General features: G+C 60.3%; 12 protein-coding genes. 11 read left to right on the top strand and 1 reads right to left on the bottom strand.

Annotated features, from left to right (window positions below; all coding sequences use genetic code 11):
- Positions 1 to 70: 70 nt before the first annotated feature.
- The 10 genes from rplL to rpsJ all read left to right on the top strand — a co-directional run bounded on the left by rplL (position 71) and on the right by rpsJ (position 15,888).
- Positions 71 to 448 carry a 50S ribosomal protein L7/L12 gene (rplL, locus tag DW796_RS06895; protein WP_006235005.1) on the top strand — a complete coding sequence of 126 codons (378 nt, stop codon included), beginning with the start codon at positions 71 to 73 and terminating at the stop codon, positions 446 to 448.
- A gap of 314 nt (positions 449 to 762) precedes the next feature.
- The gene (locus tag DW796_RS06900; RefSeq protein WP_117716442.1) at positions 763 to 1,671 is read left to right on the top strand and encodes a UTP--glucose-1-phosphate uridylyltransferase; all 909 of its coding nucleotides are present in this window, start codon (positions 763 to 765) and stop codon (positions 1,669 to 1,671) included.
- A gap of 350 nt (positions 1,672 to 2,021) precedes the next feature.
- Complete coding sequence (locus DW796_RS06905; RefSeq protein ID WP_233539699.1) at positions 2,022 to 5,450, top strand: DNA-directed RNA polymerase subunit beta; 3,429 nt, start codon at positions 2,022 to 2,024, stop codon at positions 5,448 to 5,450.
- Between the two features lie 6 nt (positions 5,451 to 5,456).
- Entirely contained in the window at positions 5,457 to 9,935 is a 4,479-nt protein-coding gene (locus DW796_RS06910) for a DNA-directed RNA polymerase subunit beta' (RefSeq protein ID WP_187362386.1), read from the top strand.
- Positions 9,936 to 10,247: 312 nt separating this feature from the next.
- A complete protein-coding gene (locus DW796_RS06915; RefSeq protein ID WP_187362387.1) occupies positions 10,248 to 10,766 on the top strand; it encodes an RNA polymerase sigma factor in 519 nt (172 codons plus the stop codon).
- A complete protein-coding gene (locus DW796_RS06920; RefSeq protein WP_118094677.1) occupies positions 10,717 to 11,793 on the top strand; it encodes a DUF4179 domain-containing protein in 1,077 nt (358 codons plus the stop codon). The genes DW796_RS06915 and DW796_RS06920 overlap by 50 nt, the downstream gene beginning before the upstream one ends.
- 682 nt (positions 11,794 to 12,475) lie before the next feature.
- Positions 12,476 to 12,853 (top strand): 30S ribosomal protein S12, encoded by a 378-nt coding sequence (gene rpsL, locus DW796_RS06925; protein WP_006235012.1) that lies wholly within the window; start codon positions 12,476 to 12,478, stop codon positions 12,851 to 12,853.
- 73 nt (positions 12,854 to 12,926) lie between these two features.
- A complete protein-coding gene (gene rpsG / locus DW796_RS06930) occupies positions 12,927 to 13,400 on the top strand; it encodes a 30S ribosomal protein S7 (RefSeq protein ID WP_006235013.1) in 474 nt (157 codons plus the stop codon).
- Positions 13,401 to 13,419: 19 nt separating this feature from the next.
- Complete coding sequence (gene fusA, locus DW796_RS06935; RefSeq protein ID WP_118094678.1) at positions 13,420 to 15,519, top strand: elongation factor G; 2,100 nt, start codon at positions 13,420 to 13,422, stop codon at positions 15,517 to 15,519.
- A gap of 60 nt (positions 15,520 to 15,579) precedes the next feature.
- Positions 15,580 to 15,888 carry a 30S ribosomal protein S10 gene (gene rpsJ, locus DW796_RS06940; RefSeq protein WP_022094184.1) on the top strand — a complete coding sequence of 103 codons (309 nt, stop codon included), beginning with the start codon at positions 15,580 to 15,582 and terminating at the stop codon, positions 15,886 to 15,888.
- A gap of 117 nt (positions 15,889 to 16,005) precedes the next feature.
- Here the strand turns inward: rpsJ and DW796_RS06945 are convergent, their stop codons facing one another.
- A complete protein-coding gene (locus DW796_RS06945) occupies positions 16,006 to 16,782 on the bottom strand; it encodes a biotin--[acetyl-CoA-carboxylase] ligase (RefSeq protein WP_158563762.1) in 777 nt (258 codons plus the stop codon).
- Positions 16,783 to 16,958: 176 nt separating this feature from the next.
- Between DW796_RS06945 and DW796_RS06950 the strand changes: the two genes are divergently transcribed.
- Positions 16,959 to 17,918, top strand: a complete 960-nt coding sequence (locus DW796_RS06950) for a 3-oxoacyl-ACP synthase III family protein (RefSeq protein WP_117778561.1) — start codon at positions 16,959 to 16,961, stop codon at positions 17,916 to 17,918.
- Positions 17,919 to 17,923: the final 5 nt, after the last annotated feature.

Here is a 17,923-nt window from a genome sequence, read left to right on the forward strand (position 1 = left end):
CCCCTGGCGCATTCGCGCCGTGTTTTAACTGATCTCCGTGCATCCGCACGGAAACCGAAAGGACTTAGAAATGGCTAAGCTTACCACCGATGAGATCATCGATGCTCTTAAGGAAATGACCCTTCTCGAGGCTTCCGAGCTCGTTAAGGCTATCGAGGACACCTTCGGCGTTTCCGCCGCTGCTCCTGCCGCTGTTGTCGCCGCTCCCGCTGCTGGCGCTGCTGAGGCCGAGGAGAAGACCGAGTTTGACGTCGTGCTCGAGGGCTTCGGCGACAACAAGATCCAGGTCATCAAGGCCGTCCGTGAGCTCACCAACCTTGGCCTGAAGGAGGCCAAGGAGGTCGTCGAGGGCGCTCCCAAGGCTGTTCTCGAGGGTGCCAAGAAGGAGGACGCCGAGGCTGCCAAGGAGAAGCTCGAGGCTGCTGGCGCTGCTGTCACCCTCAAGTAATCAGGCTTTCTCGCCAGATTTCTTTGCAGACGGGGTTCGCATTGCGAGCCCCGTCTTTTTTGTTTTTAGGTCCCTCGGTATCGGTTGCTCAAACTGCCATGTTCTGTGATTTGCGTCGTATCGGGTGTCCTGCCGTTGGGCAATTAAATTGCACCATTCGAGCAATAATTTGCGTTGACCTGCTGAAGAATTGTCCCTGCCTTGTAGCGACATATAGTTCCAGCAGTAAGATGCTTGGGTATCGCAATTTGGTCTGCGGCTGTGCGCCGCACGCATGGGGCGCTTTTGCGCCTGCGAAAGGATCTTTGAATAACATGAAGGCAATCATCCCCGCCGCCGGTCTTGGCACGCGTTTTCTGCCTGGCACCAAGTGCACGCCCAAAGAGATGCTGCCGGTGCTCGACAAGCCGGTCATTCAGTATGTCGTTGAGGAGGCACTCGACCCCGAGGAGGTCGACGATGCCATCATCGTTACCTCTCCCGGTAAGCCCGAGCTGCTGAGCTACTTCCAGCCCGACCGTTCGCTCGAGAACCTGCTGCGCGAGCGCGGCAAGGATGCTTATGCCGACGCCGTCGCCCATGCGGGCGGTATGCCGGTCGACTTCCGTTATCAGTACGAGCCCAAGGGCCTCGGTCACGCTATTCGATCTGCCGCCGACGCTGTGGCGGGGGAGAACTTCCTGGTTCTTCTGGGCGACTACGTTGTGCCCAACCGCGACATCTGCGACAAGATGCTCGCCGTCTCCAAGGAGCACGGTGGCGCTTCGGTTATCGCCGTCGCTGCTTGCTCGCCCGAGGAAGTCAGCCGCTATGGCGTTATCGCCGGCGAGCGCGTCGGTTCGCTCGAGGGCGCCGAGGGCGTTGCCGATGCCGAGCCGGGTGCCGTGTGGCGCATCGGCGGCCTGGTGGAGAAGCCCGCTCCCGAGGCGGCTCCGTCCAACCTGTACATCGTCGGTCGCTACCTGCTGAGCCCGCTGGTCATGGACCTGCTGGCCGATCAGCAGGCCGGTAAGGGCGGCGAGATTCAGCTGACCGACGCCATGGCACGTTCGCTCGACCGCGAGGCCATGTACGCTGTCGTCATCGATCCGCTCTCGGGCTACGACACTGGTACCCCGTCTGGCTGGATGGCCACCAACGCCCTCATGGCCGCAAGCGATCCTCGCTTTGCCAGCGCCTTCTGGGACGCCATCGACGAGCGCGGCGGCTTGATGCGTAAGTAAGCCTTCGGGCATCGACATTTACGGGTGCGGACTTTGGTCTGCACCCGTTTTTTATGCGAGCTGCGATCGCCGGCTCTCTGTTCACAGAAAATATATGAACAGGTGTTCGATACGCATATATCTACCTGCACCTTTTCTGTCGAAAAACTTTGCTACTCCAAAAACTCAATCGCGTCAAGGCTTTTCTTGCTCAACGGTCGGTACCTGATAAACTATTAGATTGCGATAACTGGCGAAGCTATGCCTCGCCAACCCACCGAGCATTTCCGTGAAGGAGGAAAAACCTGGTGACCTACGCATACACTGCCACTGAGCGCAAGCGCGTCAGCTTCGGGAAAATCCCGGAGGCCATGGAGCTCCCCAACCTTATCTCTGTTCAAAGGGAATCCTTTGAGCGTTTTAAGGACGAGGGCCTTCGTGAGGCGTTCAAGGAATCCAGTCCCATCCAGAGCCAGAACCATGTTCTCGAGGTTACCTTCGGTGAGCATCAGTTTGGCGATCCCGCGCACACCGTCGAGGAGTGCCGCGAGAAGGACATGACCTATCAGGCCCCGCTTCTGACCGACGTCCGTCTCACCAACAAGGAGACCGGCGAGATCAAGGAGCAGCTCGTCTTCATGGGCGACTTCCCCATGATGACCGATCAAGGCACCTTCATCATCAACGGTACCGAGCGTATCGTCGTCTCGCAGCTCGTCCGCTCCCCGGGCGTGTACTACAGCTCCGAGATGGATTCGGGCAAGCAGATCTACAAGGCCCAGATCATCCCGTCCCGCGGTGCCTGGCTTGAGTTTGAGGTCGACAAGCGCGATCAGCTCATGGTCTCCATCGACCGTAAGCGTAAGCAGAGCGCCACGATGTTCCTGCGCGCCCTTGGCATCGCCGTCACCAACGATGACATCATCGAGCTGCTCGGTAACTCCGATGTGATCAAGCGTACCCTGGAGCGCGACACCGCTCTCACTCGCGAGGACGCCCTCATTGAGATCTACCGTCGTCTGCGCCCGGGCGAGCCTCCCACCGTGGACGCTTCCCGCAGCCTGCTCGAGGGTCTGCTCTTTAACCCGCAGCGCTACGATCTGGCCCGCGTCGGTCGTTACAAGGTCAACAAGAAGCTCAACCTCACCACCGAGGAAGAGGTCACGGTGCTTACCGACGAGGATATCGTCGCGACGCTGCGCTACCTGCTGTCCCTCGCTGCCGGCGAGCAGGGCTTCAAGGTCGACGACATCGACCACTTTGGCAACCGTCGTATCCGCACCGTCGGCGAGCTTGTCGCCAACCAGTTCCGTATCGGCATGAGCCGTATGGAGCGCGTCGTCCGTGAGCGCATGAGCTCCCAGGACATCGACGAGATCACCCCGCAGTCGCTCATCAACATCCGCCCGATCGTGGCCTCCATCAAGGAGTTCTTCGGTTCCTCGCAGCTCTCGCAGTTCATGGACCAGGCGAACCCCCTGACCGGTCTGACCCACAAGCGCCGTCTGTCCGCACTCGGCCCTGGTGGTCTTGCCGGTCACAAGTCCGGTTCCAGCCGCCGCACCAACGTGCCGACGGCCGTCCGCGACGTTCACAACTCGCACTACAGCCGCATGTGCCCGATCGAGACCCCCGAAGGCCCCAACATCGGCCTGATCGGCTCGCTCGCCCTCTATGCCCGCGTCAACGAGTACGGCTTCATCGAGGCCCCGTTCCGTCGTGTCGAGAACGGCGTTGCCACCGACCAGATCGACTGGATGACCGCTGACGAGGAAGAGAAGCACGTCATTGCGCCGGCCAACACGCCGCTCGATCCCAAGACCAACGAGTTCATCACGACCGATGCCGAGGGCAAGCTCGTCCGCCCGCACGCCGTGATCGCCCGTACCCGCGACTTCGACGGCTCCTTCGGCGCTCCCGCCGACGTGCCTGTCGAGGACGTCGACTACATGGACGTCTCGCCGCGTCAGATGCTCTCCGTCGCAGCCACGCTGATCCCGTTCCTTGAGCACGACGACGCCAAGCGTACGCTGATGGGCGCTAACATGCAGCGTCAGGCCGTGCCGCTGGTTCACCCCGCCGCTCCCTATGTCGGTACCGGCATGGAGCGCCGCGCCGCTCTGGACTCCGGCGAGGTCACCCTGGCCAAGAACGCCGGCGAGGTCATCTTTGCCGACGCCGCCAAGATCATCGTCAAGCATGCCAGCGGCATGGACGAGTATCACCTGGCCAAGTACCAGCGCTCCAACCAGTCCACCTGCATCAACCACCGTCCGCTCGTGCGCGTCGGTGACACCGTTGAGCAGGGCGAGCCTCTGGCTGACGGTCCTTCGACCGATCACGGCGAGCTCGCACTGGGCCAGAACCTCACCGTGGCCTACATGCCGTGGGAGGGCTTTAACTACGAGGACGGTATCGTCGTGTCCGAGCGCCTGGTGGCCGAGGACCTGCTGACGACCATCAACATCACCCGTCACGAGATCGACGCCCGCGACACCAAGCTCGGCCCCGAGGAGATCACCCGCGAGATCCCGAACCTCTCCGAGGACATGCTTGCCAACCTCGACGAGGACGGTATCATCCGCATCGGCGCCGAGGTCGGCCCTGGCGACATCCTGGTCGGCAAGGTCACGCCTAAGGGCGAGAGCGCTCTGACCGCCGAGGAGCGCCTGCTGCGCGCCATCTTCGGTGCCAAGGCTCACGACGTTCGCGACACTTCCCTTAAGATGCCTCACGGCGCTTACGGCCGCGTCATCGATGTCGTCCGCTTTAGCCGCGAGAACGGTGACGACCTGGCCCCCGGCGTCAACGAGCAGGTGCGCGTCTACGTCGCCCAGCGTCGTAAGATCCAGCAGGGCGATAAGATCGCCGGCCGCCACGGCAACAAGGGTGTTATCTGTAACGTTCTGCCGGTCGAGGACATGCCCTACATGGCTGACGGTACCCCGATCGACGTTATCCTCAACCCGCTGGGCGTTCCTTCGCGTATGAATGTCGGCCAGCTGCTCGAGTGCCACCTTGGCTGGGCTGCTGCCTGCGGTTGGGATACCGAGCAGGCCGACTCCGACAAGTACGTTCCCGGTCCGTTCTTTACCGCCACGCCCGTCTTCGACGGCGCCAAGGAGGACGAGATCGCCGAGGTCATCCGTCGTGCCAACAAGAACATGCTCAACAAGGCCACCGCTGCTTTTGGCGATCACATGCGCCCCGAGTTCGTCACCCAGCTTGACGAGCGCGGCAAGACCCGTCTGTTCGACGGCCGCACCGGCGAGGAGTTCCGCGAGCCCATTACCGTGGGTACGTCCTACATCCTCAAGCTCGGCCACATGGTCGACGACAAGATCCACGCCCGTTCGACCGGCCCTTACAGTCTGGTTACCCAGCAGCCTCTGGGCGGCAAGGCCCAGTTCGGCGGCCAGCGCTTCGGCGAGATGGAAGTTTGGGCACTGTACGCATACGGTGCTTCCAACGTCCTGCAGGAGATCCTGACCGTCAAGTCCGACGATACCGTGGGCCGCGTCAAGACCTACGAGTCCATCGTCAAGGGCGAGAACGTTCCGGTCCCGGGTATCCCCGAGTCCTTCAAGGTTCTCGTCAAGGAGATCCGCTCCCTCGCACTGGACATCGAGCCCATGCACGATGCTGACGAGGACGCCTCCGCCCCTGTGACCGCCGAGGAGACCTCTGCTCTCGACGACCTGGCTGCGCTCGCCGGCGTTGACGCCGACGTCGAGGCCGAGGATGCCGAGACCGCCGAGGCGCCCGAGGCTGTCGCCGCCACGACCACTGATAAGGAGTAGTTGACTGTGGCAGATTTCGAAGCTACTGATTTTGACTCGGTAAAGATCTCCCTTGCCTCCGCCGACCAGATCCGTTCCTGGTCGCACGGTGAGGTCAAGAAGCCGGAGACCATCAATTACCGTACCCTCAAACCCGAGAAGGACGGCCTGTTCTGCGAGAAGATCTTCGGTCCCGCCAAGGACTGGGAGTGCTCCTGCGGCAAGTACAAGGGCATCCGCTTTAAGGGCATCGTCTGCGAGCGCTGCGGCGTCGAGGTCACCTCGGCCAAGGTGCGTCGCGACCGCATGGGCCACATCGAGCTCGCCGCTCCCGTGTCCCACATCTGGTACTTCAAGAGCCCCACGAGCTTCCCGATGAGCCGTATGCTCGACATCAAGTCCAAGGACCTCGAGAAGGTTCTGTACTTTGCCAGCTACATCATCACCGAGGTTGACTATGAGGCCCGCGAGGCCGACGCTGATGACCTGCGCGAGGAGCTCGCCGCCGATCTGGAAGAGATCGATGCCGAGTGCGCCCGCCAGATCGAGTCCCTCAAGGAGCAGGGCGACCCCGAGAACTTTGACGAGTTCTCCGATGAGGAGCCGCTGACCCCCGAGGAGATCGCCTCTGGCATCGTCGACATCGAGGAAGAGTGCAAGGACGAGAAGCAGCTCCGCACGGACGCCTTCAACGCCTTCATGAAGCTCACCGAGCGCGACCTCATCTCCGATGAGCCGCTGTTCCGCGAGATGACCCGCTACTACTCCATGTACTTCAAGGGTGGTATGGGTGCCGAGGCCGTCCGCGACCTGCTCGCTGCCATCGACCTCCCCTCCGAGGCCGAGAAGCTCAAGGCCATCATCGCCGACGAGGACTCCCAGAAGCAGAAGCGCGAGAAGGCCGTCAAGCGCCTCGAGGTCGTTGACGCCTTCCTGAAGGGTGGCAACAGCCCCGCGAACATGATCCTGGACGTCATCCCGGTCATTCCGCCCGATCTGCGCCCGATGGTCCAGCTCGACGGCGGCCGCTTTGCCGCGTCTGACCTCAACGACCTGTATCGTCGCGTGATCAACCGTAACAACCGACTCAAGCGCCTGCTCGACCTGGACGCCCCTGCGATCATCGTGAACAACGAGAAGCGCATGCTCCAGGAGTCCGTGGACGCCCTGTTCGACAACGGCCGTCGTGGTCGCCCGGTCTCTGGCCGTGGCGGTCGCCCGCTCAAGTCGCTCGCCGAGGCCCTCAAGGGCAAGCAGGGTCGTTTCCGTCAGAACCTGCTGGGTAAGCGTGTCGACTACTCCGGCCGTTCGGTTATCGTTACCGACCCCAAGCTGCTGCTGCACCAGTGCGGTCTGCCCAAGACCATGGCGCTGGAGCTCTTCAAGCCCTTCGTCATGAAGCGCCTGGTCGAGCTTGGCAAGGTCGAGAACATCAAGGGCGCCAAGCGCGCTATCGACCGCGGTGCCACCTTTGTGTGGGACATCCTCGAAGAGGTCATCGACGGCCGCGTCGTGCTGCTCAACCGCGCACCGACCCTGCACCGTCTGTCCATCCAGGCCTTTGAGCCGGTGCTGGTCGAGGGCAAGGCTATCCACCTGCACCCGCTGGTCTGCTCGCCCTTCAACGCCGACTTCGACGGCGACCAGATGTCTGTCCACGTGCCGCTGTCCAGCCAGGCTCAGGCCGAGGCTCGCGTGCTCATGCTCTCTGCGAACAACCTGCGCTCGCCGGCATCCGGCAAGCCGGTCAACATCCCCTCGCAGGACATGATCATCGGTGTGTACTACCTGACCCAGGTCCGCGACGGTCTGCCGGGCGAGAACCACGTGTTCGCCAGCTTCGACGACGCGCTGCACGCCTATGACTGCCGTTCCGAGGTCGACATGCAGGCCAAGATCCAGGTTCGCGTGTCCGCTGCCGATGCCAACGTCATCAACGAGGACGGCACCCGTATCTTCCGCGTCAAGAACGGCAAGAACGAGTTTGTCGACTACGACGTCACCGGCAACAAGACCGCGCGCTTCGAGACCTCTATCGGCCGCATCATCTTCAACCGCCAGTGCCTGCCCGAAGACTATGAGTTCATGAACTACAAGATGGTCAAGGGCGACGTGGCCAAGCTGGTTGCGGACTGCTGCGATCGTTACCCCGAGGCCAAGGTCGGCCCGATCCTCGACGCCATCAAGTACTCCGGCTTCCACTACGCTACCCGCGCCGGCCTCACCATCTCGGTGTGGGACGCTCTCATCCCTGCCGAGAAGCAGGAGCTGCTTGACCGCGCCCAGGCCAACGTCGACCAGATCAACGAGTACTTCGAGGAGGGCTTCATCAACGAGACGGAGCGCCACATCGAAGTCGTTAACGAGTGGACCGCTTGTACCGACAAGGTTGCAGCGCTCATGCTCGACATGTTCGACGAGGAGAACCCGCTGTACATGATGGCCGACTCCGGCGCCCGTGGTTCTAAGACCCAGCTGCGTCAGCTCGGCGGCATGCGTGGCCTGATGGCAGACATGTCCGGCGAGACGATCGACCTTCCCATTAAGGCGAACTTCCGCGAGGGCCTGCTGCCGCTCGAGTACTTCATTTCGACCTACGGCGCCCGTAAGGGCCTGGTCGATACCGCATCCCACACCTCGGACTCTGGTTACCTGACCCGTCGTCTGGTCGACGTGGCCCAGGACGTCATCGTCCGCGAGGAGGACTGCGGTACGCACGAGGGCGTCACCTACAACCTCATCATCCCCGGCACCACCGACCTCAACACCGACCTCGTCGGCCGTTGCTTCATTGAGGACGTCGTGGCTCCCGATGGCACCGTGCTCTTTGAGCAGGACGGCTACATCGAGAAGGTCGCCGACATCCAGAAGATGGTCGATGCGGGCCTCAAGAAGGTCAAGCTCCGCGCGCTGCTCACCTGCCGCTCCAAGTACGGCGTGTGCCAGAAGTGCTACGGCTGGGATCTTTCCACCCGTCGTCCGGTCGCCATCGGTACCGCGGTCGGCATTATTGCCGCCCAGTCCATCGGCGAGCCCGGTACGCAGCTTACGATGCGTACCATTCACTCCGGCGGCGTCGCTGGCGTCGACGATATTACGCAGGGTCTGCCTACGGTCAGCCGTATGTTCGATATCGTCGGCAACGTCAACGAGAAGATCCTGGGTCGCGAGGCCGAGCTGGCTCCGTACTCCGGTCACCTCTCGATTAAGCCCGAGAAGTCCGAGTACGTGCTGACGCTCACCGACTCTGAGGATCACACCCGTGTCCTCGACGAGCGTCGCGTCCCCGCTTCGGTGCGCTTTATGCCCGAGATCGAGGACGGCTGCGAGGTTCGCGCCGGCGACCAGATCACCAAGGGCTTCGTCAACTTCCGCAACCTGCGCAAGCTGACCGACATCGAGTCGACGATGCACACCTTCGTCGAGAGCGTTAAGGACGTCTACACCAGCCAGGGCGTCGACCTGAACGACAAGCACATCGAGGTGCTCGCACGTCAGATGCTGCGTCGCGTTCAGATCACCAACCCCGGCGACTCCAAGTACCTGCTTGGTCAGTACGTCGACCGCTACGAGTTCGCCGACGAGGTCGAGCGCGTTGCCCGTCTGGGCGGTCAGGCTCCCGTGGCCGAGCCCGTCATCCTGGGTACGCTCAAGGTCGCGTCCAACATCGACTCCTGGCTGTCGAGCGCTTCGTTCATCCGCACCGCCGGTGTCCTTACCGAGGCTGCCATCGAGGGCAAGGTCGACCACCTGCTCGACCTTAAGTCCAACGTCATCGTCGGTAAGAAGATCCCGGCTGGTACCGGCCTCAAGCCGTATGCCAACGCCAAGCTGACGTATCGTACGGCCGACGGCTACGTGGACATCGACGGCCCGGCTTCGCCCAACGCCAAGTCGCTGCCCGAGTGGGCTCCGGTTGAGCTCAAGGACCTGGACGAGCAGCTCCCGCAGCAGCTCGACTGGGCCGGCTACGACGAGTTCGGTGGTGCTGACGGTTCGTTCACCCGCAACGGCCACACCATCTCCGCCGAGAAGGCTCGCCTGTACCTGTTCGACGACCTGGGCGTGTCGCAGCGCTGGACCAACAAGTTCAGCGAGGTCGGCATCGAGACGGTCGGCGACCTGGTCGGCAAGTCCGAGGAGGATCTGCTGCGCATCGATGGCATCGGTGCCAAGGCGATCGAGGAGCTCCGCGACGGCCTGGAGGCCCACGACCTGCTCTACATCCTCGAGAACAACGACGACGTTGCCGACGAGGAAGACCTCTCGCAGCTGCTGCAGATGGTCTTTAGCCCCGACGGTCCGGACGACATCCTGCTGGGCACCTCCGCCACGCCGACGCATCACGCCGACGCCGACGAGGAGCTCCTGGGCGCCCCGATCGACGACAAGAAGGCTCCCGCCAACGGTGCCATCAACGAGGACATGGCTTCCCTCGACGAGCTGCTCAACCAGCTCGTGGACACCGATGACGCCGAAGAGGCCAAGGACAACGACGAGGAGTAACTAGTTCCGCCGTTCTAACGAACGGCGGCGACCTCCGTCGCTGCGCGGCCCCCAGAGCTACAATCTGTCATTCAAAAGGCAGGGCATGACCAAAAGGTCAATGCCCTGCCTTTTTCATGCCACCTTGTACGCTCTGGGGGCCGCTCGCTTGCGTATGTTCAACCTGTTGCGTTTCGTTGATCCCTTGCCAAAAAGTGACGGATTTATTTTTTGGTAGGTTTTTCCTGCTTGGATTTGAAACATTTCACTCGGTCAAAGCGTATCTATGGTGAGGGCCCCATCAAGAACCATCAATGTCACCGGGAGGTGATTATGGAAGAACAAGCTTTTAGACAGGCGGTCGAAGACCACCGGGATGTCGTGTTTCGGATCGCGTTGACGTACCTGCGTGATCGCGCCGACGCCGACGATGTCGCTCAAGACGTCTTTCTGAAGTTACTCAAAAGCGATGCGCAATTTGAAAGCTGGGAACATCTTCGTCGATGGCTTATCCGGGTCACGATCAATGAATGCAAATCGCTCTTTCGAAAGCCGTGGAGGCGTGTGGAGGATATTGAGAACCTGGCCGAGTCGCTTTCGACAGCGCAGGATGAGACCAAGGCCGTCCTGTCAGATGTCATGCGGCTTCCGGAACGATTCCGTATCCCCATCGTGCTCTATTACTATCTGGGCTTCTCGACTTCAGAGATTGCCGAGTTACTGCATGTGCCAGCCGCGACCGTTCGAACGCGTTTAGCTCGCGGCAGATCGAAACTCAAGTTCATCCTAGAGGAGGGCGACCGTGAAATCCAACCAAATCAAGCAGGCCTTCGAGTCCGTCCAAGCCGATAGCGATCTTGCTGACCGTGTTCTTTATGCCGCTGCTGGCGAGCCGCTTCGCCGAAAGGGTCACGCGAAGCCTCTGTATGTTGCCGTAATCGGATGTCTTGCCGGAGTGCTGGCGACCGGAGGGGTCGCCTACGCTGTTGTCAATTCCAGTTATTTTGCCTCTGCCTGGGGAAACCATGGCAACGGAGAGTCCGTTACCTGGACTCAAGGTGGCTCGTCGGGGACGAAATATACCTACACCAGAGAGTTTGGTGATGGTATCGCGCCCCAAAGCTTGGAGGGTTCAGTACAGAAGGTCAATCTGTCCGTCGAGGGCAACGGCTATACACTCGACATTCATGATATGGCTATCGACCAAAACGGCTGCGGTGCTGTGACGTTTACGCTGTCCAATCCAAATGGTGTTAACTACTACAAGCCGGCAGCAGAGACAGGCGAACTTGTTCTCTATGGTGAAGAAGAACAAGGCATCGGTACACCCAGCATGAACTTCGGCGAGGAATGGGCTGATACACGCTGCACCATTGATAAGGACACATCAAGCGATACTGTCATTAATGGCACGATGTACTTTGCTTCTATGGATCGCGAGCGAGGTTTTCAACATGCGGTCACCTGGAATATCTCGTGGACCGAGGGCGAAGGAGAGGATGCGAAGCCGTTCGAGGCATCGACGCCCGAGTTTAGCGTTGGAGCGTACGTCGATACTAAGGAACTCCGCTCCGATGACTCGCCTCTCGAGATCAGCCCGTTTTCCATCCAGACGCACATCGATGATCTGGGCATTGACGCAGTCACGAAGAAGTTGACGGTTACCTACAAGGATGGATCGGAGCAGATTATCGAAGATGACGACGCAGGGGCGTTCAACTTATATTTTTCTTATACGCGCAATAGCGGAGAGAACATCTGGGTGCCAACGAAGTTGATTGATGTCGACCAAGTGGTTTCAGTAACGCTCGAAGGCACACGCTGCACTTCAACAGGGGGCGCCGAAACGCCGGAACCCTTTACCATCGTCTATTCGTAAGATTTGGGGCCGCTTTCTACTAGGGGAAGCGGCCTTCTTTGCGGTAAATGGGCGGTTAGACCGCACGATATTCGCCTGCATTCCTGAAGTATGCGGCAAAATCTTGATGGGTCGACCACACCGTATATGCTCAAGCGCTCTACCTGCGGGTTTATTATCGAAAAACCCCGGTGTGCTCGGCAGGTCCAGAATTTGCCGCATACTTCCGAAAACGCCGCCGATTTCCCTATGACAGATGAGGGCGGATCACCGCTGGAGCGCGACGTTTCCGCAGATAAAACCGACCAAAATAAACCTGTCCCGTTTTGGCAGGTAACGTTGCCCCAACGAGCACGTCGGATCCCCGGCCCGGGCGGCCCGCTGTTTAAGTTTGTCGCGAGTTCCGCACGCAAAGGAAAGCACTTAATGTGCTTTCCGTCTTGCGCAGGACTGTAGAGCAGCAAACTTAAACAGCGGGCCGCCCGGGCCGGGGATCCGCCAGCGCGCACAGGAGGGGATTCCTTTTGTGTAGGCTTTGCGGAAATGTGCCAATTTTGGGATACGCCCGGCGGCGTGGTCTGTTGACGGCACAGCTAACGCCACGTATCCTATCGAACTGCGTGTTTCGTAGGGGGATGCTGACCCCTCGATTCAAGCCGTTGCACTTTACAGAAAGCTGGAATCATTCGAGAAGGAGTACGCTTTGCCTACTATTAACCAGCTGGTTCGCCAGGGCCGTCGTTCCGTGCCCAAGAAGTCCAAGAACGCTGCTCTGCAGCACAACTCCCAGAAGCGCGGCGTGTGCACCCGCGTCTTCACCACGAGCCCCAAGAAGCCGAACTCGGCTCTTCGTAAGGTTGCCCGTGTTCGCCTTGTCAACGGCATCGAAGTTACTGCTTACATCCCGGGTGAGGGCCACAACCTGCAGGAGCACTCCATCGTGCTCGTCCGCGGCGGTCGTGTCCGTGACCTCCCTGGTGTCCGTTATCACGTCATCCGTGGCGCCTACGACGCTGCTCCGGTCCAGAACCGTATGCAGGCCCGTTCCAAGTACGGTGCTAAGCGCCCCAAGGCCAAATAAGCCAGATAACGTTTTGATACTTTCGCCGTGTGCCGCTTAAGCGCCGCACGGTAGACACTTAAGGAGATTTCACATGCCGCGTCGTGCAGCAGCTAATCGTCGTGAGGTTCAGCCTGACGCCGTTTACAACAACCGCCTGGTGACTCAGCTCATCAACAAGGTCCTTCTTGATGGCAAGAAGGCCACCGCTGAGCGCATCGTTTACACCGCTTTCGAGATCGTTGCCGAGAAGTCCGAGGGTGGCGACGCTCTCGCTACCTTCAAGAAGGCTATGGACAACGTCAAGCCCACGCTCGAGGTTAAGCCCAAGCGTGTCGGTGGCGCTACCTATCAGGTCCCGATGGAGGTCAACTCCCGTCGTTCCACCGCTCTGGGCATCCGCTGGATCGTCAACTTCTCCCGCGCTCGCAAGGAGAAGACCATGGCCGAGCGTCTCGCCAACGAGATCCTCGACGCCTCCAACGGCCTGGGCGCTTCCGTCAAGAAGCGTGAGGACGTCTTCAAGATGGCCGAGGCCAACCGCGCGTTCTCTCACTATCGTTGGTAAGTTAAGGTAAGGAACTAACATGGCTAAGCCTAAGTACAAGCTTTCCGATACCCGTAACATCGGCATCATGGCTCACATCGATGCTGGTAAGACCACCACGACCGAGCGTATTCTTTACTACACCGGTAAGACCCACAAGATCGGTGAGGTCCATGAGGGCGCTGCCACCATGGACTGGATGGTTCAGGAGCAGGAGCGCGGCGTAACCATTACCTCCGCTGCTACCACGTGCTTCTGGAACAAGGACGGTAAGGACTACCGCATCCAGATCATCGACACCCCGGGCCACGTTGACTTCACCGCCGAGGTCGAGCGCTGCCTGCGCGTCCTCGATGGTGCTGTCGCCGTCTTCGACGCCGTTGCCGGCGTCCAGCCCCAGTCTGAGACCGTTTGGCGTCAGGCTTCCACCTTCAACGTCCCCCGCATCGCCTTCATCAACAAGTATGACCGCGTGGGCGCTGACTTCTTCAACGCTATCGAGACCATGAAGGACCGTCTCGACGCTAACGCCGTGGCCGCTCAGGTCCCGATGGGCGCCGAGGACAACTTCTGGGGCGTTATCGACCTGGTCACCATGACTGCTTGGGACTTCAAGGCCGACGAGAAGGGCATGACCTACCCCGAGCCGATGGACGAGATCCCGGCTGAGTTCGCCGACATCGCTGCCACCAAGCGCGAGGAGCTCCTCGACGCTGCTGCCAGCTTTGATGACGAGCTCATGGAGAAGATTCTCATGGAGGAGGACTTCACCGTCGAGGAGCTCAAGGCAGCTCTGCGCAAGGGCGTCCTGGCCAACGAGCTCAACCTCGTCTTCGTGGGCTCCGCCTACAAGAACAAGGGCGTTCAGGAGCTGCTCGACGCTGTCGTCGACTACCTGCCCAGCCCGCTTGACGTCGAGGGCGTCACCGGTACCGATCCGGACACCGGCGAGGAGATCGAGCGCCATCCTTCCTTCGACGAGCCCTTCTCCGGCCTGGTCTTTAAGATCATGACCGACCCGTTCGTCGGTAAGCTCACCTACGTCCGCGTTTACTCCGGTCGTGCCGAGTCCGGCTCCTACGTGGTCAACGCTTCCAACGGTCAGCGCGAGCGCCTCGGCCGCATCCTCGAGATGAACGCCGCCGAGCGTATCGACCGTGACGACGCTGCCGCTGGCGACATCGTCGCTTGCGTCGGCTTCAAGAACTCCACCACCGGTGACACCCTGTGCGCCGAGGGCAAGGAGATCGTCCTCGAGAAGATCGAGTTCGCCAAGCCCGTTATCGACGTTGCCATTGAGCCCAAGACCAAGGCCGAGCAGGACAAGATGTCCCTGGCTCTGACCAAGCTCGCCGAGGAGGACCCGACCTTCCAGGTGTCCACCAACCACGAGACCGGCCAGACCATCATCGCCGGCATGGGCGAGCTGCACCTCGAGATCATCGTCGACCGTCTGCTCCGTGAGTTCAAGGTTGACGCTAACGTTGGTAAGCCCCAGGTTGCCTACCGCGAGACCGCTGGTCACGACGTCGAGAAGGCTGAGGGCAAGTTCGTCCGTCAGTCCGGTGGTCGCGGTCAGTACGGCCACGCCGTCATCAAGCTCGAGAAGATGGAGGAGGGCTTCGGCTACGAGTTCGTCAACGCTATCGTCGGCGGCGTCGTGCCCAAGGAGTACATCCCGTCCATCGACAAGGGCATCCAGGAGGCCCTGAACACCGGTGTTATCGCCGGCTTCCCGGTCCTCGACGTCAAGGTCACCCTGTTCGACGGTTCTTACCACGAGGTCGACTCCTCCGAGGCCGCCTTCAAGATCGCCGGTTCCATGGCTATCAAGGACGCCCTCAAGAAGTCCGATCCGCAGCTGCTCGAGCCGATCATGGCTGTCGAGGTCGAGACCCCCGAGCAGTACATGGGCGACGTTATGGGCAACCTCTCCGGTCGCCGCGGCAAGATCGAGGGCATGGAGGATCGCAAGAACAGCAAGCTCATCCGTGCCAAGGTGCCGCTGGGCGAGATGTTCGGTTACGCTACCGACCTTCGCTCCCAGACCCAGGGCCGTGCATCCTACACGATGCAGTTCGACTCTTATGAGCCCGCGCCCAAGTCCATCGTGGACGAGGTCATGAGCAAGAACGCCTAAGTTCGAGCTCCCTGTTACGTAATCCGCGAGATCATCTCTCGCACTCTTTGGAGGTTTAAGTTGGCTACCCAGAAGATCCGCATTCGCCTCAAGGGCTATGATCACGAGGTCGTCGATCAGTCCGCGAAGCTCATCGTCGAGACCGCTCAGAAGACCGGTGCTCGCGTTTCCGGTCCTGTCCCCCTGCCCACCGAGCGCAACCTGTACACGGTTATCCGCTCGCCGCACGTGAACAAGGACTCCCGTGAGCAGTTCGAGATGCGCACCCACAAGCGCCTCATCGACATCCTCGACCCCACCTCGGGCACCGTTGATTCGCTCATGCGTCTCGACCTCCCCGCTGGTGTCGACATCGACATCAAGCTCTAAGCGATATCGCTCATAGCTTACAGAGCCCCGCTGCCATTTTGGTAGCGGGGCTCTTTTGTTTTGAATGATGACCTTGGGGGGGCCGGGTAATGCTGTCGAGCGGGTGGCTGTGGCGCCTTATTTACCCATGGGACGCAGCGATGCCTCCTCAAAATGGAAGGAACGTAAGCCGTCTTCCGTTTCGATACACGCGCGACCAAAGGCATCGACCGTTTGAAAGATGCCACGTGCCAGCTCGTCACCGGCAGGGGAACGGGCGATAACGTGCTCCCCAATCCAATTGAGATGAGCGACATAATCATCGTGAACGGGCGCGATCGGACCAGCGTCTTCTTCCATGGCGTTGAGCAGATCTACCCACGCGTCCACAGCGTTTACGACGGTGTGATAGACCTCCTTGAGTAGGACATCGACGGTGGGAACATTCTCGTTGAGGTCTGACAGACCGATTGCCGGCAGGCCGCTATCGGGAACCTCCGAGGGCACATAGTTCACATTGACGCCAATGCCGCAGACGGCAAAGGGCTTGCCTTCGTTGTCACGAGCCGCCTCGACCAAGATGCCGCCGAGCTTATGTCCTCGTGCGACGAGGTCGTTGGGCCATTTGAGGCCGATCTCGTTAGCAAGACCTTGCGCCTCGAGCGCCTCGAGCACCGCTAGGCCGCTGACGGCGGCAAGGCCAGAGTACTTGGCGGGATTAACACGAGGACGTAGGACAATCGAGAGCAACAGGTTGCCGGCGGTTGAATCCCACTTGTGGCCGCGTCGGCCGCGTCCTGCCGTTTGCGCGCGGGCGGCAAGCCCCGTGCCGTGCGGCGCTCCCTGTTTTCCTGCCTCGAGCAGGTCATCGTTGGTCGATCCGGTTACGTCGACTATCGTTAATTGGGCATCCATAGCGGCTGCTACCTCCTTAATGAATAAGTGAATGACGCAATGGTGTCGAGAGATAGACACAATGTGAAGCCTTTGTCGCATTTGGACAATTTAATGTTAACACGTCAACAAAGCGAAGAATGCGCTATCCTCTCTTGGTCGATGTAAACACGTCAACAACTCAAAGGAGGTTAGTGATGGGTTTCACGATTCTTGGAACAGGCTCGGCGCTTCCCAAGCGCAGTGTTTCCAATGACGAGCTGTCCGAGTTCCTCGATACCTCGGATGAGTGGATTTTTACCCGCACAGGCATCAAGAGCCGCCATGTGTGCACCACCGAGTCGCTCGACGACCTTGCCGTGGCAGCGAGCGAGCAAGCGCTCCAGACGTCCGGAATCGATGCGAGTCAGCTGGATCTTATCGTCTGTTCGACGACGACGGGCGACCATCTCGTTCCCGCCGAAGCGTGCGCCGTTGCTGAGCGCCTGGGTGCCACATGTCCTGCCTTCGACGTTTCGGCGGCTTGTGCCGGCTTCGTATTTGCGCTCGATGTCGCCGAGGGCTATATCGCCCGCGGTCGTGCCAGGCGCGTGCTTATCGTTGCTGCCGAGCAGATGACGCGCGCGCTCGACTGGACCGACCGTGCCACCTGCGTGCTCTTTGGCGATGGCGCGGGTGCTGCGGTCATAGAGGCTGGGGGAGAGAATCCCCTCGCCGTTGAGCTTTCGACGTCGCCTGACGTCGAAACACTGCGTGTCCCCGGATTGGCGGGCTCCTCGCCGTATAAGACAGCGCAGGACCGCGAAAGCGTGCTGTCCATGAACGGTCGTCGTGTGTTCAAGTTCGGCGTCAATGCCATCTGCGACATGGTCCATAAGCTTGCGAGCGATGCGAGCATTGCGGTCGAAGACATCGATCATTTTGTATTCCATCAGGCTAACGAACGAATCCTGAGCCAGGCGGTCAAGCGCTTAGGTGTGCCGGACGACCGTGTGGTCCGAACGTTGCGTGAAACCGGCAATATTTCGAGCGCCTGCATTCCCTTTGCGCTTGATCGGCTGGCGCGCACCAACGCACTGAATGCGGGCGACACCATCGCCCTCGTTGGATTTGGCGCCGGCTTGGATGTAGGTGGCTATCTACTTCGCTGGAAGTAGTTGCA

The sequence above is a fragment of the Collinsella sp. AM31-2AC genome (genome assembly GCF_003469285.1).
GTDB lineage: Bacteria > Actinomycetota > Coriobacteriia > Coriobacteriales > Coriobacteriaceae > Collinsella > Collinsella aerofaciens_AT.